26 protein-coding genes are annotated in these 23,238 nt (G+C 36.3%); 10 read left to right on the top strand and 16 right to left on the bottom strand.

All coding sequences use genetic code 11. From position 1 onward, the window contains the following. Positions 1-8 precede the first annotated feature (8 nt). The 5 genes from nuoL to ACFJGY_RS06520 all read left to right on the top strand — a co-directional run bounded on the left by nuoL (position 9) and on the right by ACFJGY_RS06520 (position 7,915). Positions 9-1,904 carry an NADH-quinone oxidoreductase subunit L gene (gene nuoL / locus ACFJGY_RS06540; RefSeq protein ID WP_379969294.1) on the top strand — a complete coding sequence of 632 codons (1,896 nt, stop codon included), beginning with the start codon at positions 9-11 and terminating at the stop codon, positions 1,902-1,904. Then, on the top strand, positions 1,905-3,398 hold the full coding sequence (locus tag ACFJGY_RS06535; protein WP_379969292.1) for a NuoM family protein: 1,494 nt from the start codon (positions 1,905-1,907) through the stop codon (positions 3,396-3,398). Positions 3,399-3,488: 90 nt separating this feature from the next. Then, on the top strand, positions 3,489-4,871 hold the full coding sequence (locus tag ACFJGY_RS06530; RefSeq protein WP_379969290.1) for an NADH-quinone oxidoreductase subunit N: 1,383 nt from the start codon (positions 3,489-3,491) through the stop codon (positions 4,869-4,871). Between the two features lie 279 nt (positions 4,872-5,150). Further along, on the top strand, positions 5,151-6,002 hold the full coding sequence (locus ACFJGY_RS06525; protein ID WP_379969288.1) for a prolyl oligopeptidase family serine peptidase: 852 nt from the start codon (positions 5,151-5,153) through the stop codon (positions 6,000-6,002). A gap of 59 nt (positions 6,003-6,061) precedes the next feature. Continuing rightward, positions 6,062-7,915: a CocE/NonD family hydrolase gene (locus ACFJGY_RS06520; protein WP_379969286.1), complete on the top strand. Its 1,854-nt coding sequence runs from the start codon at positions 6,062-6,064 to the stop codon at positions 7,913-7,915. A gap of 39 nt (positions 7,916-7,954) precedes the next feature. Here the strand turns inward: ACFJGY_RS06520 and ACFJGY_RS06515 are convergent, their stop codons facing one another. Beyond that, positions 7,955-8,947, bottom strand: coding sequence for an LLM class flavin-dependent oxidoreductase (locus ACFJGY_RS06515; protein WP_379969284.1), 993 nt, complete (start codon positions 8,945-8,947; stop codon positions 7,955-7,957). Between the two features lie 161 nt (positions 8,948-9,108). Between ACFJGY_RS06515 and aqpZ the strand changes: the two genes are divergently transcribed. Beyond that, positions 9,109-9,822, top strand: coding sequence for an aquaporin Z (aqpZ, locus tag ACFJGY_RS06510; RefSeq protein WP_379969282.1), 714 nt, complete (start codon positions 9,109-9,111; stop codon positions 9,820-9,822). A gap of 48 nt (positions 9,823-9,870) precedes the next feature. On the opposite strand, the gene ACFJGY_RS06505 is transcribed toward aqpZ, so the two are convergent. The 8 genes from ACFJGY_RS06505 to ACFJGY_RS06470 form a co-directional block, all read right to left on the bottom strand. After that, entirely contained in the window at positions 9,871-10,416 is a 546-nt protein-coding gene (locus ACFJGY_RS06505) for a hypothetical protein (RefSeq protein WP_379969280.1), read from the bottom strand. 12 nt (positions 10,417-10,428) lie between these two features. Then, the gene (locus ACFJGY_RS06500) at positions 10,429-10,884 is read right to left on the bottom strand and encodes a DUF5715 family protein (protein WP_379969278.1); all 456 of its coding nucleotides are present in this window, start codon (positions 10,882-10,884) and stop codon (positions 10,429-10,431) included. A gap of 205 nt (positions 10,885-11,089) precedes the next feature. Further along, positions 11,090-12,073, bottom strand: coding sequence for an acyl transferase (locus tag ACFJGY_RS06495; RefSeq protein ID WP_379969276.1), 984 nt, complete (start codon positions 12,071-12,073; stop codon positions 11,090-11,092). A 23-nt stretch (positions 12,074-12,096) separates the two neighbouring features. After that, on the bottom strand, positions 12,097-12,861 hold the full coding sequence (locus ACFJGY_RS06490; protein WP_379969274.1) for a UDP-2,3-diacylglucosamine diphosphatase: 765 nt from the start codon (positions 12,859-12,861) through the stop codon (positions 12,097-12,099). A 21-nt stretch (positions 12,862-12,882) separates the two neighbouring features. Beyond that, entirely contained in the window at positions 12,883-13,080 is a 198-nt protein-coding gene (locus tag ACFJGY_RS06485; protein WP_379969272.1) for a hypothetical protein, read from the bottom strand. Next, positions 13,080-13,697 (bottom strand): DUF3575 domain-containing protein, encoded by a 618-nt coding sequence (locus tag ACFJGY_RS06480; protein WP_379969270.1) that lies wholly within the window; start codon positions 13,695-13,697, stop codon positions 13,080-13,082. The genes ACFJGY_RS06485 and ACFJGY_RS06480 overlap by 1 nt, the downstream gene beginning before the upstream one ends. Positions 13,698-13,699: 2 nt before the next feature. Then, positions 13,700-14,296 carry a hypothetical protein gene (locus ACFJGY_RS06475; protein WP_379969268.1) on the bottom strand — a complete coding sequence of 199 codons (597 nt, stop codon included), beginning with the start codon at positions 14,294-14,296 and terminating at the stop codon, positions 13,700-13,702. Beyond that, on the bottom strand, positions 14,293-14,868 hold the full coding sequence (locus ACFJGY_RS06470) for a thioredoxin family protein (protein WP_379969266.1): 576 nt from the start codon (positions 14,866-14,868) through the stop codon (positions 14,293-14,295). The genes ACFJGY_RS06475 and ACFJGY_RS06470 overlap by 4 nt, the downstream gene beginning before the upstream one ends. A 321-nt stretch (positions 14,869-15,189) precedes the next feature. Here ACFJGY_RS06470 and ACFJGY_RS06465 point away from each other — a divergent pair, with 321 nt between their 5' ends. From ACFJGY_RS06465 to ACFJGY_RS06455, 3 genes are all read left to right on the top strand, one after another. After that, entirely contained in the window at positions 15,190-15,906 is a 717-nt protein-coding gene (locus ACFJGY_RS06465; protein WP_379969264.1) for a DUF3822 family protein, read from the top strand. Positions 15,907-16,008: 102 nt separating this feature from the next. Further along, a complete protein-coding gene (locus ACFJGY_RS06460) occupies positions 16,009-16,575 on the top strand; it encodes an RsmD family RNA methyltransferase (RefSeq protein ID WP_379969262.1) in 567 nt (188 codons plus the stop codon). 14 nt (positions 16,576-16,589) lie between these two features. Then, positions 16,590-17,036 (top strand): glucosaminidase domain-containing protein, encoded by a 447-nt coding sequence (locus ACFJGY_RS06455; protein WP_379969260.1) that lies wholly within the window; start codon positions 16,590-16,592, stop codon positions 17,034-17,036. Between the two features lie 53 nt (positions 17,037-17,089). Here the strand turns inward: ACFJGY_RS06455 and ACFJGY_RS06450 are convergent, their stop codons facing one another. Genes ACFJGY_RS06450 through ACFJGY_RS06440 form a run of 3 tightly spaced genes read right to left on the bottom strand, consistent with a single transcriptional unit; the run spans position 17,090 to position 18,013 of the window. Next, positions 17,090-17,245: a putative quinol monooxygenase gene (locus ACFJGY_RS06450; RefSeq protein WP_379970123.1), complete on the bottom strand. Its 156-nt coding sequence runs from the start codon at positions 17,243-17,245 to the stop codon at positions 17,090-17,092. A 6-nt stretch (positions 17,246-17,251) separates the two neighbouring features. After that, positions 17,252-17,374, bottom strand: a complete 123-nt coding sequence (locus ACFJGY_RS06445) for a hypothetical protein (protein ID WP_379969258.1) — start codon at positions 17,372-17,374, stop codon at positions 17,252-17,254. An 18-nt stretch (positions 17,375-17,392) separates the two neighbouring features. Continuing rightward, a complete protein-coding gene (locus tag ACFJGY_RS06440) occupies positions 17,393-18,013 on the bottom strand; it encodes an NAD(P)H-dependent oxidoreductase (RefSeq protein WP_379969256.1) in 621 nt (206 codons plus the stop codon). 96 nt (positions 18,014-18,109) lie between these two features. Here ACFJGY_RS06440 and ACFJGY_RS06435 point away from each other — a divergent pair, with 96 nt between their 5' ends. Then, positions 18,110-19,006 (top strand): LysR family transcriptional regulator, encoded by an 897-nt coding sequence (locus tag ACFJGY_RS06435; protein WP_379970121.1) that lies wholly within the window; start codon positions 18,110-18,112, stop codon positions 19,004-19,006. Here the strand turns inward: ACFJGY_RS06435 and murI are convergent. The 4 genes from murI to ACFJGY_RS06415 all read right to left on the bottom strand — a co-directional run bounded on the left by murI (position 19,003) and on the right by ACFJGY_RS06415 (position 23,192). Continuing rightward, positions 19,003-19,833 carry a glutamate racemase gene (murI, locus tag ACFJGY_RS06430; protein ID WP_379969254.1) on the bottom strand — a complete coding sequence of 277 codons (831 nt, stop codon included), beginning with the start codon at positions 19,831-19,833 and terminating at the stop codon, positions 19,003-19,005. The genes ACFJGY_RS06435 and murI overlap by 4 nt on opposite strands. Positions 19,834-19,941: 108 nt before the next feature. Then, entirely contained in the window at positions 19,942-21,051 is a 1,110-nt protein-coding gene (gene hemW, locus ACFJGY_RS06425) for a radical SAM family heme chaperone HemW (protein ID WP_379970119.1), read from the bottom strand. Positions 21,052-21,136: 85 nt separating this feature from the next. Then, positions 21,137-22,105 (bottom strand): PorP/SprF family type IX secretion system membrane protein, encoded by a 969-nt coding sequence (locus ACFJGY_RS06420; protein WP_379969252.1) that lies wholly within the window; start codon positions 22,103-22,105, stop codon positions 21,137-21,139. Between the two features lie 19 nt (positions 22,106-22,124). Beyond that, positions 22,125-23,192: an RluA family pseudouridine synthase gene (locus ACFJGY_RS06415; RefSeq protein ID WP_379969250.1), complete on the bottom strand. Its 1,068-nt coding sequence runs from the start codon at positions 23,190-23,192 to the stop codon at positions 22,125-22,127. Between the last annotated feature and the right edge of the window lie 46 nt (positions 23,193-23,238).

Below are 23,238 nucleotides of genomic sequence, written 5' to 3'. Positions count from 1 at the left end.
TAAAAGGAATGGAAAATTTAGTTTACGCGATTGTACTTTTACCTTTAGCTGGATTTATCATCAACGGACTTTTCGGGAAAAAACTTCCTAAAGTAGTCGTTGGAGGATTGGCAACTTTGGTAGTTTTCGCTTCGTTTGTTATCACGACAAGTATATTTTTTGGCTTCAAGAGCGACAGTGCGCCTGTTATTGTTAAAGCTTTTGAATGGTTCAGAATTAATGGAATTCAAATTAATTTCGGATTCCAGATCGATCAGTTATCATTAATGATGGTAATGATCATCACGGGAATCGGATCATTGATCCACCTTTACTCTATTGGCTATATGAGCCACGACGAAGGTTTTTACAAATTCTTCACTTACCTGAATCTCTTTATTTTCTCGATGTTGCTTTTGGTTTTAGGAAGCAATTATCTGATCTTGTTTATCGGTTGGGAAGGTGTTGGACTTTGTTCATATTTACTAATTGGATTCTGGTACACGAACGAAGAATATGGAAAAGCAGCAAGAAAAGCTTTCATTATGAACCGTATTGGTGATCTTGGATTGTTGATCGGAATCTTCGCAATCGCTGCACAAGTTAACGCTGTAGATTATCTGAGTGTCGCTCAGAATTCTTCAAAATTTGCTTTAGACAGCAGTCCTATTATATTTATTACCGTCAGTTTATTTATCGGAGCAGTTGGTAAATCGGCTCAGATCCCTTTGTTCACCTGGCTACCGGATGCGATGGCTGGTCCAACGCCGGTTTCTGCATTGATTCACGCTGCAACGATGGTAACAGCTGGTGTTTATTTGGTCGTAAGAAGTAATTTCTTATTCTCATTGGCACCATCAACATTAAATTTAATCTTATTCATCGGGATTGCGACGTCTTTGGTGGCGGCGTTCATTGGACTAAGACAAAACGATATCAAAAAAGTATTGGCATATTCCACTGTATCTCAGTTAGGATTTATGTTCATCGCTTTGGGAGCAGGTGCTTACACCACTGGAATGTTCCACGTTATGACGCACGCTTTCTTCAAAGCTTTATTATTCTTAGGAGCAGGTTCTGTAATTCACGCCATGAGTGGCGAACAGGATATGCGTTTTATGGGCGGATTAAGAAAGAAAATTCCGGTTACATATTGGACTTTCCTGATCGGAACCCTTGCAATTACGGGTATTCCGCCATTATCCGGGATGGTTTCTAAAGATGAAATTTTAACGCATATTTATGCTATAAACCCTGTTCTTTGGGGACTGACGCTATTCAGTGCTGCCTTGACAGCTATTTATATGTTCAGATTATTATTCCTGACATTCTTCGGAGAGTTCAGGGGAACGGAAGAGCAAAAACACCATTTGCACGAAAGTCCTTTGACTATGACTTTACCATTGGTTGTTCTGGCAATCCTTTCGGTTGTTGGTGGATTCATTAATCTTCCGCACTTCATCGGACACGGACATTTCCAGAAACTGGCACATTGGCTGCAACCAATTTATGTTTACGATACCGAATCTCCGGAGATTCCTTTCGTTACAGAAATGATTCTTCTGGCAGTAACAGTTATTATGGTGGTGGTCATCTTCTTTGCTGTAAAAGCAGTTTACGTTACCAAAAAGAAAAATGCACTACCGGAAGAAAGTTATACCGGTTGGGAAAAGCTATCAGCTAAGAAATTATTCATAGACGAAATTTATAATGCCACCATCGTGAGACCTTTCGAGGAAGCTGGTAAAGCAGCGGCGATGTTTGACAAAGCAGTTCTTGATCCTATTGTTAATTTCATCGGATTGGGAGCGGCAGATTCCGGGAGAGCGGCAAAACGCCTTCAGAACGGAAATGTAGAAAACTATGTGCTGATTATGTCATTGGCCATAGGAATTGTATTGATTGTTAACTTTTTATTGAAATAGATGTCCTGTTTACTATTAACATTACTACTGTTACCTCTTGTAGGTTCGGGTTTACTCTTTTTCTGGAAAAATGCTTCCAGTAAATATGTTGCATTGGCTTTTGCCCTCGCACAGATGTTTTTAGCATTTTATATGTTGGGAAGTTTCGATTTCAATCCGACAGTTGATGCGCCATTACAATACGAGATCACCTATCCTTGGTCCAGCTACATCAAAAGCAGCCTGAATTTCGGGATCGATGGAATGAGTATGCTGATGATTTTATTAACGAACATCTTGGTTCCATTGATTGTTTTGTCATCTTATAACGAAACGAAAGGCTATTCTAATTCTTTCTACGCATTGATTTTGTTGATGCAGTTTGGATTGCTGGGCGTTTTCACTTCATTAGACGGCTTATTATTCTACATCTTCTGGGAAGTAACTTTGATCCCAATCTGGTTGATTGCCGGAATCTGGGGGCAGGAAGATAAGCGAATCAAATTCACGACAAAATTTTTTGTTTACACATTCGTAGGATCTTTGTTTATGCTGATCGGTTTGATCTACGTTTACAACCACGCGGCTTCTTTTGCATTGACGGATCTTTATAATGCCGACCTTAACATCAATGAACAAAATGTAATTTTCTGGTTTATCTTCTTTGCATTTGCAGTGAAGTTACCTGTATTTCCTTTCCACACCTGGCAGCCTGACACTTACACCTACTCTCCTACTCAAGGATCGATGTTGTTATCAGGAATTATGCTGAAGATGGCGGTTTATGGCGTTTTAAGATATCTGTTACCAATCACACCTTTAGCAATTGGCGGAATTTCCGGAGAGATCGTAATCATACTTTCAGTAATCGGAATCATCTACGGCGCTTTGATCGCAATGATTTCTACGGACAGTAAACGACTGATTGCTTTCTCATCTCTTTCTCACGTGGGGTTAATTGTCGCTGGGATTTTCTCGAGTGCAGTCGTTACAATGAGAACAGGATTAACTTTTGAAGGCGGACAGGGTGCAATGATCCAGAGTTTTGCTCACGGGATCAACGTTGTAGGTTTATTTTACTGTGCAGATATTCTTTATAAAAGATTCAAAACGAGAGATATCAGAAAAATGGGAGGTTTGGCGAAAGTCGCTCCTAAATTTGCAGTTTTGTTTATGATCATTCTGTTAGGTGCAACCGGAGTTCCTTTAACAAACGGATTCATCGGGGAATTTATCTTGCTGAAATCAGTATTCGCCTATAACTTCATTATGTCCGTAATGGCAGGGTTAACATTAATTCTCTGTGCGGCTTATATGCTGAGATTCTATGGAAAAGCAATGTTTGGTAAAGGTGATGAAGCAGTTTTAGCAACCACAAAAGATATCAGCGGTGTTGAGTTTTCAGTATTGGCAAGTTTATCTGTCTTTGTAATCGTTTTGGGCGTTTATCCACAGCCGGTTATAGAAATGGTAACAAGTTCAGTGAGCTTCATTTATTCATCAATGGTCAATTAATAATATCTTCTTTTAGGTATTAATTTAAATAAATAATAAAAATTCAAAACGGATATCGGATTTCCGGCTCCGGCGAAACAAATAAAAGAAATGGGTGTTTTAATAGTTTTATTCCTTACGGCAATTTTAGTATTATTTTCCGGTGTTTTCGAGAAAGGGAAATATGCAAGATACATCGGGATCGCAGGATTGATCGTTGGTTTATATGTTAGTTTTCTTCCGGAATGCGAGTTTTTTGCTCAGTACAGATCGATGTACGAGTATGGAAACAACGCTGAATTATTCACAAAAATTTCTGTAGTTGTCACTTTGCTTTTGTTCTTTTTAGGAGGATTTGCATTCAGCAACCACAGAAGCCATCAGCCAGAATTATATGCTTTGATGTTGTTTGCACTTTGTGGCGGAATCGTACTATTCGGATTCCAAAATCTGGTAACCTTATTCTTAGGAATTGAAATACTGTCCATCCCGTTATACGTAATGGCTGGAGCAAATAAAACTGATTTACGTTCTACGGAAGCTTCTATGAAATATTTCCTTATGGGGGCATTCGCAACAGGATTTCTTTTATTTGGGGTTGCTTTGGTTTATGGAAGCTCAGGCAGTTTTGACCTTTATACAATCCACGATTTTGCCATCAACAATCCAAAGAATTTGATGCTGATAATGGGCGCAATATTGATGCTTTGTGCATTGGCATTCAAAGTTTCATTGGCTCCTTTTCATATGTGGAGTCCCGACGTTTATCAAGGTTCACCATCATTGATTACTGCTTTTATGGCATCAGTCGTTAAGATCTCTGGATTCTTTGCTTTATTCAAATTAATGACAATTGCATTCAGTGGAATTGTCGGAGACTGGATCAATGTTTTAGGCGTTTTCATCATCTTGACATTATTGCTTGCAAACGTTATGGGATTGGTTCAGACCAATGCGAAAAGAATGCTCGCTTATTCTTCTGTTTCTCACGCCGGATATATCGCTTTGATATTCTTCGGACTCAATAATTTTTCCACTTATATCTTAGGATTCTACCTTTTTGCTTATTCATTGGCGACTGTAGGCGTTTTCATCAGCTTGATCTGGGTTGAGAAGATCAAAAAAGAAACATCTTTTACAGCTTTCAACGGACTTGGAAAAAGAGAACCAATCCTGGCAGTTGTTTCCACAGTTTCTATGTTATCGATGGCTGGTATTCCTTTGACAGCAGGTTTCATTGGAAAATTAGGAATCTTCAATCAGGTGATTGGCGGACATTCAGAATTTTTGGTTCTGATCGCTGTTTTAGGATCTGCTTTGAGTATTGCTTATTATTTGAGACTGATTATCGCCATGTTTTTCTACAAAGAAGACAACTTCCACAATACTGAAAGAGCAACTATCACTTACAATATTGTTTCTGTCGTTATCATTCTGGCTTTAGTTTCTATGGGAATTGTTCCCGATTTGTTCGCAAAACTATTTGGTTTGTAAAATCAATTATAAAAAATTATCAAGCTTCGGGATTTTTCTCGGAGCTTTTTTATTTGGGCGCCTATTTCCACCCTCCACTCCCGCTTTTTTCTGTCATTGCGAATGAACTGTCAGCAATCATTAGAACTTTTTGTCAATCGCAATAACAGAAAAAGAGCTCCGTTCAGGTTGGGGCGCGCTTCGCAAAGTAGAAACTAATTACTTCAATTAAAATTTCACGTACATTTCAACTTTCCAATTCCTAAAAAAACTAAATTAGTAGTTGCAACTTTTACAATTATGAATCATATTTTATTATTCTTATTGATATTATCTTTTTCCGGCTGTTCTCCTTCACAATTAGATGAATCGAAAGAAGCAGAACTCAACGATGTCAAATACGGAAACTATGACAGGAATAGGATGGATATTTATTTACCCGCTAATAGAACGGCCAACACACCTTTCGTAGTTAATATTCACGGTGGTGCCTGGACAGCCGGTGATAAAAGCTATGACACATCTCTATCAAAATATTTATTGTCAAAAGGCATTGCTGTAGCCAACATCAATTACAGATATGCAAACAATACAGACACGCATCTCCCCCAATTACTGGATGATATTGATAACGTTTTCAAATATCTCATTGCACACTCGAAAGAATGGAATACGCGAAGTACCGGTTTTTCAATCACCGGGCAAAGTTCCGGCGCACACGTTTCTTTGATGTACGCTTACACCAAAACTGACAAAATAAAAGCCATTGTTGATCGTTGCGGTCCAACAGATTTCACAGACACCAATACCCTTTGGCAGCTGGACAACCAGCACCTGATGGATGCTGTAAATAAAATGTCCGGTAACAAAACTGTTTGGAAAGAAGGCGATCCAATACCTGAACTTTACGAGAAATCCAGTCCAGTGAAATTTGTGAAAAATGTTCCTATCCTCATTATTCACGGTGATCAGGATCCTGTTGTTCCTATCAAGCAATCTTATAATCTGATAAATGCTTTAAAAGGAAAAAATACACTCTACAAATTTTTGATTTTTAAGGGAGCTGATCATTCATTGGATGCATTGCCCGGTAATTCTGTAAAAAAAATATCATCGACCGCTGATTGGATAAACAAATATGGAAAAAATTAATAAAAATCAGGCTCGATTTTAAAATTCAAACTTCTATCTTTATTAAAATTTTTATTTCAATGCAACGATTCATTCTATTTTTCTGCGTTATAACTTTCACTTTCGGATTTTCGCAAACCAACTCAGTCGAAGAAAATTACACCAAAAAAGAAGTTTATATCCCAATGCGGGACGGGACTAAACTCTTCACAATCATTTATACACCAAAAGATATCTCCAAAAAGAACAAATATCCTGTGATATTGAGCAGGACCTGCTACAGTGTTGCACCTTATGGAGAAACAAATTTCAGAAAAAAACTTAACCCGAATAAATTCATTGAGAATGAAAAATACATCTTCGTTTTTCAGGATGTCCGCGGAAGATATATGAGCGAAGGCACTTTTACGAATATGACACCGCAAGTGGATCATAAAACAAAAAAAGATGTTGATGAAAGTACAGACACATATGACACTGTAGACTGGCTCGTAAAAAACATTGAAAACAACAATGGAAAAGTTGGACAATATGGAACTTCTTATCCCGGATTTTACACTGCTGCCGGAACTTTAGCGAATCATCCTGCTTTAGTAGCATCTTCTCCGCAAGCGCCAATCTCTGATTTTTGGTATGACGATTTTCATCACAACGGCGCTTTCCTGATGAGTTATTTCAAAACTTTTCCAGTTTTTGGCGTTCAGAAAACCAAGCCAGAAAAAGAATCCTGGTTTGCAGATAAAATGATAAAACCGACTTCTGATGACGGTTATCTTTTCTACAAAGATATGGGAACATTGAAAGATGGTGTTGACAAATATTATAAAGACAACTTCTTTATGCAGGAAGTCGTGGATCATCCAAACTATGATGAGTTCTGGCAGAAAAGAAATCTAATTCCTCATCTTAAAAATATCAATCACGCCGTGATGACAGTCGGCGGCTGGTTTGATGCTGAAGATCTTCGAGGACCTTTGGAAATTTATAAAACCATAGAAAAAACAAGTCCGAAAGCCAAAAACACAATCGTAATGGGACCATTTTCTCACGGCGGCTGGAATTACGATTCCGGAAAACATTTTCATAACGACATCTATTTCGGTGACAGCGTTGCGACGTTCTATCAAAAAAATATAGAGCAGCCGTTTTTTCATCATTATTTGAAAGAAGATTCTAAAAATGCTGCCAAACTGCCGGAAGCCTATATGTTCGACACTGGTAAAAAAGAATGGGATCAATTTGAAAACTGGCCGCCAAAACAATCAGTAAAACAAACGTATTACTTAAATAGCTCAGGAAGTCTTTCTGCAAACGGGGAAAATCCTAAAACATTCTCCAGCTATTTATCGGATCCAAATAAACCGGTATTGAGCAGTGAAAATTACAAGGATATGAATGGTTTCACGCCTAAGAATTATATGAGTGAAGATCAGCGTTTTGCAAGTTACAGAACAGATGTTGTAACATTCACGACAGAAGTTTTGGAAAATGACCTGACATTAGCCGGAGAAATCCTTGCAAAGCTAAAAATCACATCCTCTTCTACCGATGCAGATTTTATTGTAAAATTAATAGACATTTATCCCGCTGATGAAAAATCCAATGCAGATAAACCTAATGTAGTTTATGCAAACTATCACCAAATGGTAAGAAGCGAAATAATGCCGGCGAGATTCCGAAATAGCTTTGAAAAGCCCGAACCGCTTATCCCAAATAAAAGTGCAACTGTCAATGTAAAATTGCAGGATGTTCTCCATACCTTCAAAAAAGGTCATAAAGTCCAGATTCAGGTTCAGAGCACCTGGTTTCCGCTGATGGCTGTGAATCCACAGAAGTTTCTTGATAATCCTTATTTAGCTAACAAAGATGATTATGAAAGAGCAGAGATCCGAATTTCCAGTGGAAGCACGATAGAATTTGAAGTCCTGAAATAAAATAAAAAAAAGCACAAACCTGAGTTTGTGCTTTTTTAATTATAATGATTTGATTATATCGGCGGCAATTTCGTAAGATTTCTGCTTAGCATCAAAATCATAAATATTTCCGGAAACGATAATTTCATTTGGTCGGAAATCCTTCACAAATTTTGACAATTTTTCTTTAAGCGTTTCCCTGTCGCCCACAAAAGTTTTCGCTGCCATTCTGTTGAGATGAAGTGCAACATCGTCACCAATATTGGCAAGATCTGTCTCATCCGGTGGTAAAAGCGGCTGCCTCTGGTCTGTCAGAATATTAACGAAGGCCTGAAAGTGAGAGGTTGATAAATAATGTGCCTCATCTACAGAATCTGCTCCAATAATATTAATACAAATCATTACATAAGGCGCATCTAAAAACTCGGAAGGTTGAAAATGTTCTCTGTAAATCTCCAAAGCCACTTCCAACTGCGATGGTGCAAAATGTGCGGCAAAAGCATAAGGCATTCCTAATTTAGCTGCCAAAAAAGCAGAATCAGTTGAACTTCCCAGTATATAAAGAGGAACATCTGCGCCTTCTCCGGGAATTGCTCTCACTTTGGATCCAGAATTTTCATTTGACATATATTTCTGAAGCTCTTTGATATGAAATTCAAAGTTATAATTGGGATTGAAATTGTTTCCTCTCAAGGCACTTGCTGTCAGCATATCAGTTCCCGGCGCTCTTCCCAGACCAAGATCTATTCTCTCGGGAAACAATCCGTCCAGCGTCCCAAACTGTTCTGCAACAGACAAAGTCGAATGATTGGGCAGCATAATTCCACCGGAGCCTACCCGCAAAGTTTCCGTCTGACCAGCAACGTGGCCAATCAAAATAGATGTTGCCGCACTGGCTACATTAGGAAAATTATGATGTTCTGAAAACCAATATCTTGTAAATCCCAATCTCTCGGCATTCTGGGCAGCTTTCACAGATTTCTGAAACGTCGTATTTATATCATCACCTTTTACAATGGTTGCAAGGTCTAGAATTGAATATTTAATTGACATATTTTTAGATTTATACAAGTGTTTAATTCAAAAAGCAAACCATCGATTAATACAAGAAAATATCAGAAATTTTGTCAGCATTAAAGATATTATTTATGTTATTTCCTGATCGAAAGAAATTATTATTACATTTGTTGAAATAAACTAAAAAAACATTACAAATGGTATCAACAACATCAAAATTTGTCGCCGAGATGATCGGCACTATGGTTCTAGTATTAATGGGCTGCGGAAGTGCAGTCATTGCCGGCGCCGACGGAACGACCGGCGTTGGTCTTCTGGGAATTTCTTTTGCTTTCGGACTCAGTGTGGTCGCAATGGCTTATGCAATTGGTCACATATCCGGTTGTCACATCAATCCTGCTATTTCTGTTGCGATGGTAGCTGCAGGAAGAATGAAAATCGGAGAAGCAGCCTATTACATTGTAGCTCAGATTATTGGAGCAATTTTAGGGGCAGGAATTCTTTACGTTATTTTCACCAATCATCCAGGTGCAGTTATGAAACCTTGGGCTTTGGGATCTAATGGCTGGGGGACAGGCTATCTTGACCAATATAACACTTTGGCAGCTTTTGTTGCAGAGTTTGTTTTTACATTCATCTTTTTATTGGTCATTCTTGGGTCAACTTCTACTAAGAATATCCACGGTGGTTTTGCTGGTTTGGCTATTGGATTATCATTGGTTCTGATTCACATTGTCGGCATTAAAATTACAGGTGTTTCTGTAAATCCGGCAAGAAGTATTGGTCCTGCAATTTTTGCTCGAGGAGAGGCATTTTCTCAGCTTTGGCTTTTTATCGTTGCTCCTATTTTGGGTGGAATTTTCGCCGCTTTTACTTATAATTTATTAATTGAAAAAAAGGAAATTGTTTAATTCAGTTTTATTTCCTTAAAATAAAAATCCTGTCAGTTTTGGCAGGATTTATTTTTTGTTTTTGATTTCGAAAGGACTTTTGAAGATTAATTCCTCGTGTCTTCCTTTTAGCTCAAATTTTTTAATAAGAAGATTACGCGCCATATTTCTCATAAATTGATCTTTGTCGCAAAGTTTCCAGTAAGAATCCTGATGAATCATTTTTGGTTCCCGGACTTTATAAAATGTGGTTTCCCAATTATCTTCATCGTGATAAAACTCTATGATGCCGCAATGGCCCGGAATGTCACTATGCTCTATCATTCCCATCGGCAAAAGAAAGCTGAAGGAATTGCAAATATAATCGCCACAACCAATTTTGTCGTGCTTCAGAAATTTTTCTCCGGTTTTCTGGTTGGTATATTTTTTTTTGAAATCATTTTTGAAATCTGATTTTGATAGTTTAATTTCAATCTCGTGACTGATACCTTCCTTATTAATCGACAAAATATCTGCCTCCCAATCCGAATGGAAAAAATTAGTCAGAACAATTTCTTTATCAAAATCGCAATTGGTGTTAACAAAACTATGGACAAGTTCTTCTATTTTCAGCATCAGTAATTTTAATTAATATCTGCGAACTGTGACGTGATAACAGCTCTGTTGTTTCTCTTTGATATAAAATATCCGTCCGAGATTTTTATAAGATTCCAGGACTTTTTCAAGCTCTTTTTCCAATTTGATATTGACCTTCAAAACTTGGTCAAACCGCACATACGAGATATCGAAAGCGGCACCATAATTATGTGAACTAATTCCCAATGCAGCATTTGAATTTACTTTTCTTAATCTGCATTGGTCTTCTAAAGTTCTTGTAACAGATGACACTACGAAGAAACTTTTAGTCTCCGCCGCAAATTTGTTAGCTATATTTTCTAAGGTTGCCCTTGCCTTTTTGACCAAATAGGGACGGCTGTATTCCAAAGTCTGCAATCTGTAACCCCGGGATTTTTTTTTCACTTTCACGAATTTTCCTTTAGCAATATATTTATCAACCGACTTCGTATTTTCTAAAATATCCACTCCGAAATTTTGGGCGGCTAATAAATGTGGCTTGTATAATTCGGTGGGTTCAACTTTGAGAACTTCTTTTAAATCGTAGCATTTTTGAGACTTTAAAAAAGTAAAACACAAAAATAAAATCAAGGATAAAAACCTCATTTGGTTAATATTAAATATTAGATATTACATTGAAAATTTGTGTTTTTTATTTGTAATTAATTCGAAACTAAGTCACCAAAAGACTGCAACCGCGGATATCGGAATGGTCTATCCTTCCTAAAACCTGAAAAGTCTTGTCTTCAATTCTTCCTAAATCCTGTGTTGCAATGAAAGAGCAAGAATGTTTATTGGCCAAATCAATAATATTAATGGCACCAGTCCTACCATCTTCAACGTAAGAAAAAGGGTCTTCAGTATTTCTAATTAGGATTCGCATCCAATTTGGACTTTTATAAATATTTTCTCCTAAAGAATAAGCTTGGGAAAGCAATTCTGTCATAGAATACTCCGAATAGATTTTGTCGGTTTTGAATCCTTTTTTAAAAATTTTAAGCAATTCGTCCTTGGTCATTTCTTCTTTACGTCCCTTCATTCCGCCGGTTTCGATGATGGTGAGAGAGTTGGAGAATTGCAGAGTTTTGGAGTTGAGGCTACAGAAATCCAAAAAATCCAGTAGTGCGAAAGAAACTCCGAAAAGAATTACTTTTTTGTCGGTCAAATTTTGAAGCAAATCGAATAATTCCTCATGATTGTAAAGGAAGTAACCGTTCTCTGGCTTCCTTGATTTTTTCATCAGAAAATCGACCATATAAATTAATGACGAATGTGAATTTTCGGAATAGTTAGGAAGTAAACCCAGAAAAATATACTCTTCCGGCTTTCCTATGAATTCTTCAAAACTTCTATAAATACTTTCTTCATAAAGAGAGAAGTCAGCAATGTAATGTTTGGAACGGTTCATCTGGGTGGTTCCGGAACTTTGGAAATAATGATCAGAAACAGAATTTTTGTCTAAAACCAAATGGTTTTTAAACATTTCAATTGGAAGAAATGGCAGTTCAGAAACCTGCTTTATGACTGACGGATCAATGTTTAGAAAGTCTACAAATTTTCTGTAAACTTCTACATTTTCATATTGATAAAGAAAAGTTTCCAAACAAGCTACCTGGAAATCGGATTCTGTTTGTATGTCGAAAATATTCTGCTTCATTTTGTTCAATCAAATTTTGAAATTTAACCTTCAAATTTTTTCACTTCAAATGATTGTCCATCGTAAACTCCGTAAGTAAAATAGATGATCCAATCACCAAGATTGATATATTTTGCACCCTTTTCCAGATCAAAAATAAGTGGAAGATGACGGTGTCCAAAAACAAAATAATCGATGTCTTCGGTTTTTAGCTTTTCTTTGGAATATTGGATGAGAAATTCTTTGTCTTCACCTAAAAATGCTTTGTCTTCTTCTCCGGAAATTAACTTATTTTTTTGAGACATATAGTTGGCAATTCTCATCGCAATGTCTGGATGCAGCCACCGGAAAGCCCATTGAGCTAAAGGATTTGTGAAAACTTTTTTCATCCTTTTGTAACCTTTGTCGCCAGGCCCGAGTCCATCGCCGTGAGCTAAAAGGAATTTTTTGTCAGAAACTTCGTAATATTTTTTCTCAAAATAAACCGGAATTCCCAATTCTTCTTCGAAGTAATTTTTCATCCACAGATCGTGATTTCCTACGAAAAAATAAATCTCAATTCCTGAGTCTTTCAGTTCTGCAATTTTTCCTAAAACCCGTATATAACCTTTTGGAACAACATATTTCCACTCGTGCCAGAAATCAAAGAGATCACCCATCAAAAACAGAATTTGTGCATCTTTTTTGATAGAATCCAGCCAGCGGATGAATTTTTCTTCTCTGATTCTGCTTTGCTGCTGATCTGGAACTCCGAAATGCTGATCCGAAGCGAAATATATTTTTTTATCAGGATTTAGATTAATCTGCATGAATAAGTTTTGAATTCAGTTTTAATCAAAATTATTACGTTCGTTGTTCTGGTCTCTTTTGCTGTAGATCCACATCCCGATTCCCAATCCAATCACTGCAGCAGCAGCGGTTAATAGAGCTCTTGAAACTTTGTCCGGTGCATCATTACCAATATAATTCATTAGAAATATGATAACAAATGTAAGAATACCAATAAGAATGTATTTCGGCTTCATCATTACAGTTTATAAGAAATCATAACACCACCTTTGAAAGGAATAACCTCTCCACTTTTGTCCCAGTTTTCTACACGGTCATATCTATTATCCTGAGTTTCCGGTAATCCTTCTACGTAACCTTTATAATAACCTTGCTGAGAACCAACTCCCAAAAATATATCCATATTCCAACGATTGCCAATTTGGAACTGATAACCTGTTGTTGCTCCAATCATATAAGAAAAACCTTTTTGATAAAGCTGATCGTAACGATATGGTGTGGATTCACCTTCTTTTGTTGTATAAAGATCGTCTTTCCAATAGTTCCATTTTTGAATATTGAAAATCCCAAAACCAATGCTTGCTCCCAAATACCAATGTCTGAAAGACTGGTCAAAATAATATCTGCCTTCAATAGTTGCAATTCCAAACAAAGCCTGATGTCCTCCGAACGATTTCCAAGGTGAAATAAAAACGTCTGCCTGACCCGTGATATGCTCTGAAAAACCATGTTCTACACCGACATTCAGCATTCCTATTGGTAAAAATAATGCGTTGGCTTTGATATAAGTTTCATTTTTTTGAGAAAAACAGAAAGTCGAAAAAGTTATTAATCCTTGAGTTATTAGTTTCTTCATTGTTATTTTTTGTTCAGGATTTCGTTCATTTTTGTGGCGTCTTTGTTTTCGTCTTTTGCGAAATTGGCTGCCATTCCCGCGAACATTTTAGCCTCATCCTTTTTACCTAATTTATCATATAACGTCGCCAGAATACTAGTAGAATCATAATTTTCCTGAGACATTACTACTTTCTCTGTCCATCTCGCTGCACTTTGCAAAGACTTTTGATTGGAAATATGATCTGCAAAAACGCTTGCAGCTGCCAATAATTCAGAATTATTGAAGTCATCCGGATTTTTGTAATACTCCAACGCCGTTTTCTCATAAGCAGGATAATTCTCGTGTGAGATATAAAAATTAAGCTTATAGATATTAAGGCTTTTTATAAGATCATCTTTTGGAAGAAAACCTTCGCCTTCTTTCAAGACTTTTGCATCGTCAATGGTTTTAGTTTTCTCATCTGTTGCAGAAGTTACGAGCTTCATCAGCTTCAGATAATTATCAAACTGCGTGTAATTTTTTTCTGTAAGAAGTTCGGAAATTGCAGCTTTGTTAGCTGTAAAAACTTTATAATTGGCATCATCCACAGATTGGGTAAAGTTGAGAAGTACATTCACTTCTTCACCAGAAAATGTCTTCTCTTTTTGTTTGCAAAGTATTTTTCCGACGCTTGTTTTGCCAAAACCGGATCTTTCCCGGCATAAAGTGTGATGAAACTTAATAATGTCGGCTGGTCTAATTTCCCTTTCAGAAACTCTTCTTTCAGATTGGTGTCGACCAATTTCGGGTTGTTATTTTTCTTTCCTAAAGCTAAAAACTCCTCAGTTTTGATATAGCCTAACTCCTTACCGACAACCTCTCCTTCTCCATTCAGGAAAAGTAAAGTCGGATAACTTCTGATCCCGTATTTTGCGGCAAGACTTGGCCCTTCACCTTTTTCCATATCAAAATGGGCATTGATGAAATTTTTGTTGTAATAATCTGCTACATTTGCATCTGTGAAAACGTTGCGTTCCATCAGTTTACAAGGTCCACACCAAGATGCGTAAGCATCCAGGAAAATTAGTTTTTTCTCGGTTTTTGCTTTGGAGAGAAGTGCTGCGAAATCTGAGTCTTCAAATTTGATACTTTGTTGAGAATATATAAGCTGAAAAGCAAATATTATAAAGAAAAATGATATTTTTTGCATTCTGGGAATAAATCGAATTATCTTGCGAAGATAACCAATTCTATAAGAATGGACAGAGTTTGAAATCCGAAAGTTTTAATTTTTTAACTTTGCAAATCTCTGAGAAGACTTTGAGATGGAAAGACAAAAGATGAAAGACTTTCTGATATTTGTTTTAATTGATAGTCGAAGTTGGATGATATGTAGAAAGCTTCAACTTTGCGAAGCGCAGCCCGACTTGAACGAAGCTCATTTTTTGTGGATGGAAAAGCAAAGGCAAAAAATAGCGGGAGTGAAAGGCGGATAAAGCTGCCAAAAAAATTAATTTATTGACATTAAAATATGAGGAAATTATCCTTACTTTTTACGAAAGATGGCTTGCAGTGGCAGATTTCTAAATCCAAAAAGGTTTTGGAAGAGAAAATCTGGCTGAAGGATGAGGAAACGCCCGCGAATCTGGTGACGGAAAAACTGGATGAAGTTTTGTCCTCTGAGAAGTTTTCTGAGATCTCCGTTATATCGGCTATCAATCATTTTTCTGTGGTGGAAGAAGGTTTTGACCAGCACGAATTTGGTTATGATCTGATTGCTTACAATGCGGACATCAAAAAGGACTCCGAAGAGCTGATGTTATCCATAAATAAGAAATTTGGGGTTCAGTTTTACTACAGTTTTCCGAAAGATTTTTATCAGAAAATAAAACAATTGGAAATTCCTGTTCATTTTAATTTTTCTGGTGAGAAATTTCTTAATTCCTTAAATGTGAAAAACAGAAAAGAAATCCACGTGAATCTTTATCATCAACAAGCAGAATTTTTTGCCTTGGAAAATAAAAAAGTAATTCTCTATAACAATCTGGACGCGACTTCGGAAGTGGATTTTCTTTATTTCATAATGTTTACCTTGAGTAAAATTGATTTTGGAATTGCGGAAACTCACTTTTACATTTATGGAGAAACCACGGAAAATGAAACTTTCATCTCGGAAATGCAGAAATTTGTTCCGAATCTGAAAATCGTTTTTGACAATCTTCACAAGAAGAATTTCGTTTTAAGTTAAAATCTCTCGCAAATTAATAAACAATCTGCTGAATCTGTGAAATAAGCGAGAAAAAAATCAACTCTAAGCAATTAGAGAATTATCATTTATCAACTATCAATTATGTATCGAATCATATCCGGAAAATGGAAAGCTAAGAAAATTGCGGCTCCCAAAAACTTCGAAGTAAGACCAACAACAGACTTCGCAAAAGAAGCGCTGTTCAGCATTCTTGAACACCGATTTGATTTGGAATTTTGCTCGGTTTTGGATCTTTTTGCAGGAATCGGTTCCATCACTTTAGAATTTGCTTCCAGAGATTGCCAGGATATTACTTCTATCGAACTGAACCCAAAACACGCAGGTTTTATCAATACCACAGCTCAGGAATTGGGAATGGGTTTGCAGGTAAATACGCAGCGTTTTGATGTTTTTGACTGGCTGAAAAGAAAGAAAAATCACGAAAAGAAATATGATATTATCTTTGCTGATGCACCTTTCGAAACAGACGAAAAAAAATACAATGAATTGATTGATTTGATTTTATCGAATGAATTACTGAAACCGAACGGACTTTTCATTTTGGAACATCAAAGCAGACAAAAATATCCACATCCGAATTTGAAAGACAGCAGAAAATATGGAAATATTAATTTCTCCTTCTTTGAGGCGCAGCCTGTTTCTGAATAAAATTTGAAGTGAATATGAGGAATTTTAATATCAAATTTTTAAGTCTAATCATTTTATTTATTAGTTTAAAAATCTCTGCACAGAATTCTTACATCGCTCAATACAAACCTGTTGCAACGGAACTTTCGAAGGAATTTGGGATTCCGTCAGCTATTATTCTATCCATCGCTTATGTGGAAACTGGTGGTGGAAACAGCAAACATTGCCAGACTTTGAACAATCATTTTGGAATGGTTGGAAAAAATACGGTGAACAGTTCCAAATTCAAAAGTTTTGAAAGTTCCAAAGAATCTTTTCGTGCATTTTGCGAAATGATTTCCAGAAAAAAATATTATCAAAAACTCAAAGGAAACCTCGATTATTCCAAATGGCTTAATGCAATTTCTTCCGCCGGATATGCTGCAAAACCGGAAGAATGGAAACAGAAAATCAATAATGTTATAAAGAAGTTCGGATTATAATACTGCTTCAATTATAATAAAATAAAACGCCTCGATTAATTGAGGCGTTTATTTTATACAAGTTTTGCAAGATAAATTTCTGCAGGCTTTTCTAATAAATCTGGCGCTTTTTCTACGAACTCTTGGATGTATGGTTGACGATTATGTTCATCCAGACCTTCTTTACTTTTCCAGATCTCGTGAAAAATGAAAACAGTTTCGTCGTCCAGAGCTTGCTATAATTCATATTTCTCGCAAGCATCTTCTTTTCTGGTATTGCGCACCATATTTTCAAGAATTGACTTCAAATCGATAGATTCTTGTTTTGATTTTAATATTGCTGTTAAATAGATTGACATTTTTCTGATTTTATTAAATTAATTCAACACTTCGATTTCAATATTTTCAAAAGCTGTTTTCAGGTAATTTTTGTACTCATTTTCATAATTATCGATTCTTTCCTGAGTTGCTGCTTTTTCCATATCGTGAAAATGGAAACTTCCCAAATGTGACATTCCCGTGAACGCATTCATCCTATGAAATCCGAATAAAACACCTTCATCCACCGAATGTTGGTTAAAAAATTCGCCTTCCAGAGTGAAAGCAGTATCCGGAGCATTCCAGCTTGTAGTGACGAAATAATGTTTTCCGTGCATCAAACCGCCGGTTCCGTAATTGACTGCCGGATTCACTCGCGATCGCCCGTCACTTTTATAAAGCCCATTGTTATGACCTGCAGTGAAAACTTCATCAATGTAAAGTTTCAAACGGTTCGGAACCTGAAACCACCAAACCGGAAAATGATAAATCACAACATCTGCCCATTTGAAATTCTCTGCTTCCTGGACAGGGTCAAAATCATCATTGACATTGGTAATTCTGATTTCAAAATTCTCATTTTCAAGAACTTCTTTCGTCCAATTCGTAATGGTTTTATTAAAGCTACCGCCGGAATGGGCGAAGGTTTGTCCACCGTTTATGATGAATATTTTTTTCATTTTTTAATTTTAAATTATTGATACTGCAAATTTCCGACAGAAAAATCAATTATAAAAATAATTTAAATCATACATTTGCATTATAATTATGATGATGTGATTAATTTAGAATGGCTTAGAACTTTCAAAAGTGTTTACGAAACGCAATCTTTTACAAAAGCTGCGAGAGACTTATATATTTCTCAACCCGGTGTGAGTTTGCACATTGGTTCATTGGAAGCTTATGTTGGTTATTCTTTGTTCGAAAGAGTATCAAAAAAACTAATTCCGACGGAAAAGGCGAAAATCCTTTATAATTTCACGCTTGAACCGTTGCTGAAACTGGAAACTGCTGAACAAACTTTTCATAAAACGACCAAAACCGAACGTGCAACCGTGAGTATAGGGATGTGTTTTGAGACCTTTCAGTTTACTTTGGAAAAGCATATTCCTACCTTAAATTTCAATGTAATTATCAGGTTTGGGTTGTATGATCAGATGTTTTCTGACCTTGATAACGGACTTTTGGATTTGATAATTACGCCTAAGAAAACCAATATTAAAAATTTGGAATTCGAAGCTTTTTCACAGGAAAAAATCGTTTTGGTGAACGGAAGCGGAACGGATACTTCTGAATTAAAAACACTTCTTAAAAATAATAAAATCGAGGAAGCCGAAAACTGGCTGAAACAGCAAATCTGGTACAGCACAGCTGCGGATATGGAACATCTGAATAATTTTTGGAAAGCCAATTTTAACCGACATCCGGATTTCAAACCCAACTATATTGTTCCTAATATTTGTTCGATTGTCCGTTGTTTAAGTGGGAATTCCGGGTTTTCTATTATACCTGATTTCCTATGCAAAAAAGAAATTGCAAACGGCGGAATTGAGATTACCTGGGAGGGAAACCAGAAGATAGAAAATGTTCTTCATTTCGGAGAACGTCTTAAAAATCCTGTTCAGAATGAAGTCAATTTAATTAAAGACATATTTCGAAAGGAGAATTTCTAAAGAACTTTATGCTCCAAATCAATCGATTTCCCAAAGAATTTCTTGGATATTTTTTCAAAATTTTTGGTGATGTCTGACAAGAAAAATTGATAAGTGGATTGGTGATTTTCCTCGTTTAGCAGGTTATGTTTATCCAAAATCATTTTCAATTGATTGGCTACGATATTTGGCGAATCTATAACGCGTACGCGGTTTCCGTAATATTGTTTTATTTCGTCAATCAAAAGTGGATAATGCGTACAACCAAGAATCAAAGTTTCGATATTCTTCAGTTTACTATTACTCAGATAATTGTAAATAATCGAGTGCGTAATCGGATGATTTTTGAAACCTTCTTCGATTGCAGGAACCAGAAGTGGTGTTGCCAGCTCATCAACTTTGATAAACTTGTTATGCTTGCGGATAGATTTTTTATAAAGTCCGGAATTGACCGTTGCCTTGGTAGCAATGACTCCAACATTATTATGAATCTCGTATGATACTTTTTCCGCAACAGGATTGATGACATCGATAACCGGCACTCTGTCTGCAACCAATTCTATAACTTCCTGTAATGCATTTGCTGTCGCAGAATTACATGCAATCACGATGGCTTTACAATTTTTTTCGAGAAGAAAATTAGTGATTTTTGTTGAATAGCCTACGATGGCTTCCCTGGATTTTTCGCCATAGGGAAGATGTTTTGTATCACCAAAATAAATTAAATCTTCATTTGGTAAAAGTCTTTTGATTTCTTTAGCAACCGTCAAACCACCAACTCCGGAATCAAAAATCCCGATTGGCTGACTGGCAAAAAGATGAGAATAGTCGGCTTTTTTCTTTTTCAAAATGAAAAAATGTTTTTACAAAAATAAGGAATTTATTAGAAGTTTTTGTCAATATGAAAGAATCTGAATATAGAGATTCCAACTGAATGACAAAGATTAAGTTTTATTCTAAACCATAAACAAATCACTAGCAATCCCATCTGCTAAGAACCAGTGTTTTTCAGGAATTTTTAAGTAATTATTTTCCATTTTCAAAATTCCGGATTCTATTTTGAATTTGGTTTCTTTATGAAGATAATCGATTATCTCTGATGAAAAATTCTGATTAATTTTATTCATGTCAACGCCCCAAATTGTTCTGAGTCCAATCATCAGCATCTCATTGAAACGATCTTTTTCGGATAGGATCTCTGTTTCTTTGGGAATGATATTCTGATTAATATTTTTGATGTAAAGCAAATTGTTGGCAACGTTCCAGCTTCTTTCAAGGTTACCATTGTAAGAATGTGCAGACGGACCAATTCCTAAATAAGGTTCGGATTTCCAATAAGCCGAATTATGTTTGGAGTGAAAACCTGGCTTTCCGAAATTTGAAATTTCATAATGATCGAATCCGTTATCTTTAAGAAAATCAGACATATAATAAAATTCCTGATTCTGCTCTGCTTCTTCCGGAGAACGTATTTTTCCGTTCTCTATCCATTTTTCTAAAGCGGTTTTGGGTTCAACGGTCAAGGCATAAGAAGAAACGTGAGGAACTTGAAGCTCGATCGTTTTATTCAGGTTCTCTTTCCAGATTTCGAAGTTTGAAGTTGGTGAACCGTAAATTAAATCGATGCTGATATTTTCCAATCCAAAATCCTGAGCTCTTTTAATCGAGCTTTCTGCTTCGGAAGCGTTGTGCGCACGATTCATCAGTCTTAGATCTTCATCAAAGAAACTCTGAGTTCCTATGGATAAACGGTTGATGTTGGTCTGAGATAATTCTTTGAGGAAATTTTTGTTGAGATCATCAGGATTTGACTCCAGTGTAATTTCTATATTGTTATCAAAACTGAAATATTTTTGAAATTCATCGATTAGAGATTTGATTTCGTCAACACTTAGAACAGACGGTGTTCCTCCGCCAAAATAAAGTGATTTGAGCGTTTTATTTTCGAGTTCGTTTTCTCTTAGTCTGATTTCCTTTTTGATTGCTGCAATCATCTCATCCTTCAGATTAAAAGAAGTTGAAAAATGAAAATTACAGTAACTGCATTTCTGTTTGCAGAAAGGAATGTGCAGGTAGATCAAATTCTAATTATGGATGATGATTTATAAATGATAAAAATGATTCTTAAGGGATTAAATCATCAAACATAAGTTATCTATATCGGAAACCTCTAGTATTAATAAAATTATCAATATTAAATCCTAATGATAACATAAAACTGTTCCCAAAATTCTCAGTCAATTCTGAAACTCCGAAGTTATAAACAGCTCCAAATGTTACACCTCCGACTCTTCCTTTTATAATGGGAGACATTCCGATATTCTCGCTGCCAACAGCACTTTTTGCTTTCCGGAAACTGATACCTGCGGAGATATTATTTCTCTCTCCAAAAGCAGTTGCCATCAGATTATAATCGAATATTCTTGCAGAATTTGTGTTAAGATTCATCATAAAAGACGGCGTCAAAAATATGCCATCTGTAAAATGCCAGTCGTAGCCAACGTTTAAATAATACTTGGTTGGAGAAGGTTCTATTCCATTAACAATCGGAATATCATTGCTGATCGGGATATCTATTACAGAAGCTCCTGCAAATAAATTTCGGTATTTAACTGCCGCTCCCAAATTGGCATAAGCAATAAAAATATCGTTAGTATTTTCTCCCAGAACCTGATCTCCCTGCTGTTCCGCAACAACTTTGGTGTAATCGATATTCATATTGTAAAGATTGGTGCCAACACCGAATGAAAATTGGTCCTGACGGTCATCTTCATCGCTTAAAGGGACAAAATAAGAAGCACCCAACATCAATCCATTTGAAGAAATGGGCCCATTCTGATCTCTGAAAAAAGCAATTCCCGCACCTACTCTGTCAAACACATTAGCGTGCAAACCAATAGATTGGACATTTGGAGACTCACTCAGCTGTGAGAATTGTTTTTGATAATTGAGATTCAGAACCACATCGTCTGTTTTTCCCAATAATGCAGGATTGAATAAAAAATCGCCATCAACAAGATATTGCTGATAGAAAGGCAAAGTTTCCTGTGCTTTTGCGCCAATAGAAAAAAGGGCAATAAGCAGTGGAAATATTTTATAGGATAAGTAGTTCTTCTTCACAACACAAATATATAAAACTCTAATTATTATCCAGATATTTTCTCCAACGATCTGATGCATCTTGCATATCTTTTGGCATTGGACTTTCAAAATACATTTCTTTTTTGGTCGTTGGATGGATAAATCCCAATGTATGAGCGTGCAAAGCGTGCCTTGGCAAGACCTCAAACACATTTTGTACAAACTGTTTATACTTTGGCAAATTAACACCTCTCATTATGATATTTCCTTCATACCTCGCATCATTGAATAATGTATGACCAATATGTTTGAGATGTGCACGGATCTGATGCGTTCTGCCAGTCTCCAATTTACATTCTATCCAGGTCATATACCGAAATCGTTCCAAAACTTTATAGTGAGTTACCGCATGTTTTCCGTGGCTCCCATCTTCGTAGGTAAACATTTGCATCCTGTTTTTCGGATGTCTTCCGATATGTCCGGTTACGGTTCCTTCGTCATCTTTTACATTTCCCCATACAAATGCCCAATATAGACGCTTTGTTTTTCGGTCAAAAAATTGTTTTGCAAGATAGCTTAATGCATATTCGGTTTTAGCAATTACTAATAATCCCGAAGTATCTTTATCAATCCTGTGAACCAGTCCTACTCTATCCAGGTCGGAATTGAAATTAGGATCCTTAGCAAAATGAAATGCCAATGCATTAACCAATGTTCCGTCCCAATTTCCAAATCCAGGGTGCACGACCATTCCCGGATCTTTATCGACCACAACCAGATCACTATCTTCATAAACGATATTAATAGGAATATCTTGCGGAATAATAACATTTTCTCTCGGTGGATGTGCCAGCAAAACACTTATCTCGTCGCCGGGTTTCACTCTGTAATTCTGTTTTACAGGGTTTCCGTTGACGATAACATTGCCCGCTTTACAGGTTTGAGAAATTTTGTTTCGGGAAGAATTCTGACGAAAAATAAGTAAAAACTTGTCTATTCTTAGTGGTTCTTGTTTTTTATCAACCGTTATATTAACGTGTTCATATAATCCACTGTTTTCTTCATCAGCAGAATGATCATCATTTGTTAATTCGTCTTCCAGGAAATCTTCGGTCTCGTCTAACATATTTTAATTTTAAAAGGCTTCAACTGATGTCGAAGCCTTTTTGTTT

It is taken from the genome of Epilithonimonas sp. UC225_85 (assembly GCF_042695135.1).
Taxonomy (GTDB): domain Bacteria; phylum Bacteroidota; class Bacteroidia; order Flavobacteriales; family Weeksellaceae; genus Epilithonimonas.
This window is presented reverse-complemented; position numbering and strand designations above follow the sequence as displayed.

Excerpts from the sequence above, each read along its gene's own strand:
- ACFJGY_RS06515 (WP_379969284.1), bottom strand. The coding sequence starts at position 8,947 with ATGTCAATTAAATATTCAATTCTAGACCTTGCAACCATTGTAAAAGGT.
- ACFJGY_RS06465 (WP_379969264.1), top strand. The coding sequence starts at position 15,190 with ATGAGGAAATTATCCTTACTTTTTACGAAAGATGGCTTGCAGTGGCAG.
- ACFJGY_RS06485 (WP_379969272.1), bottom strand. The coding sequence starts at position 13,080 with ATGATGAAGCCGAAATACATTCTTATTGGTATTCTTACATTTGTTATC.
- ACFJGY_RS06470 (WP_379969266.1), bottom strand. The coding sequence starts at position 14,868 with ATGCAAAAAATATCATTTTTCTTTATAATATTTGCTTTTCAGCTTATA.
- ACFJGY_RS06460 (WP_379969262.1), top strand. The coding sequence starts at position 16,009 with ATGTATCGAATCATATCCGGAAAATGGAAAGCTAAGAAAATTGCGGCT.
- ACFJGY_RS06520 (WP_379969286.1), top strand. The coding sequence starts at position 6,062 with ATGCAACGATTCATTCTATTTTTCTGCGTTATAACTTTCACTTTCGGA.
- nuoL (WP_379969294.1), top strand. The coding sequence starts at position 9 with ATGGAAAATTTAGTTTACGCGATTGTACTTTTACCTTTAGCTGGATTT.
- ACFJGY_RS06505 (WP_379969280.1), bottom strand. The coding sequence starts at position 10,416 with ATGCTGAAAATAGAAGAACTTGTCCATAGTTTTGTTAACACCAATTGC.
- ACFJGY_RS06535 (WP_379969292.1), top strand. The coding sequence starts at position 1,905 with ATGTCCTGTTTACTATTAACATTACTACTGTTACCTCTTGTAGGTTCG.
- ACFJGY_RS06495 (WP_379969276.1), bottom strand. The coding sequence starts at position 12,073 with ATGAAGCAGAATATTTTCGACATACAAACAGAATCCGATTTCCAGGTA.
- ACFJGY_RS06480 (WP_379969270.1), bottom strand. The coding sequence starts at position 13,697 with ATGAAGAAACTAATAACTCAAGGATTAATAACTTTTTCGACTTTCTGT.
- ACFJGY_RS06530 (WP_379969290.1), top strand. The coding sequence starts at position 3,489 with ATGGGTGTTTTAATAGTTTTATTCCTTACGGCAATTTTAGTATTATTT.
- ACFJGY_RS06445 (WP_379969258.1), bottom strand. The coding sequence starts at position 17,374 with ATGTCAATCTATTTAACAGCAATATTAAAATCAAAACAAGAATCTATC.
- ACFJGY_RS06415 (WP_379969250.1), bottom strand. The coding sequence starts at position 23,192 with ATGTTAGACGAGACCGAAGATTTCCTGGAAGACGAATTAACAAATGAT.
- ACFJGY_RS06440 (WP_379969256.1), bottom strand. The coding sequence starts at position 18,013 with ATGAAAAAAATATTCATCATAAACGGTGGACAAACCTTCGCCCATTCC.
- aqpZ (WP_379969282.1), top strand. The coding sequence starts at position 9,109 with ATGGTATCAACAACATCAAAATTTGTCGCCGAGATGATCGGCACTATG.
- ACFJGY_RS06525 (WP_379969288.1), top strand. The coding sequence starts at position 5,151 with ATGAATCATATTTTATTATTCTTATTGATATTATCTTTTTCCGGCTGT.
- ACFJGY_RS06455 (WP_379969260.1), top strand. The coding sequence starts at position 16,590 with ATGAGGAATTTTAATATCAAATTTTTAAGTCTAATCATTTTATTTATT.
- ACFJGY_RS06490 (WP_379969274.1), bottom strand. The coding sequence starts at position 12,861 with ATGCAGATTAATCTAAATCCTGATAAAAAAATATATTTCGCTTCGGAT.